The sequence below is a fragment of the Mycobacterium sp. IDUB_1 genome (assembly GCF_055419625.1).
Genome location: NZ_JBVAYA010000024.1, coordinates 1 through 224 on the forward strand (window position 1 = coordinate 1; position 224 = coordinate 224).

At 66.5% G+C, this 224-nt stretch carries 1 pseudogene; it reads left to right on the forward strand.

The annotated features are described in order from the left end of the window. A pseudogene (locus tag ACZYYX_RS29500) lies at positions 1-224 on the forward strand (4-hydroxy-2-oxovalerate aldolase); the annotation flags it as partial.

Below are 224 nucleotides of genomic sequence, written 5' to 3' on the forward strand. Positions count from 1 at the left end.
GGTGTCAAGACCGGCATCGATTTCTTCGACATCGCCGACGCCGCCGAAGAGGTCGTCGCCCCCGCGATGCCCGCCGAGTGCCTGCTGGATCGCAACGCGCTGATCATGGGCTACTCCGGGGTGTATTCGAGCTTCCTCAAACACGCGATCCGTCAGTCCGAGCGCTACGGGGTGCCTGCGCACCAGCTGCTGCACCGTGCCGGGCAGCGCAAGCTGATCGGCGG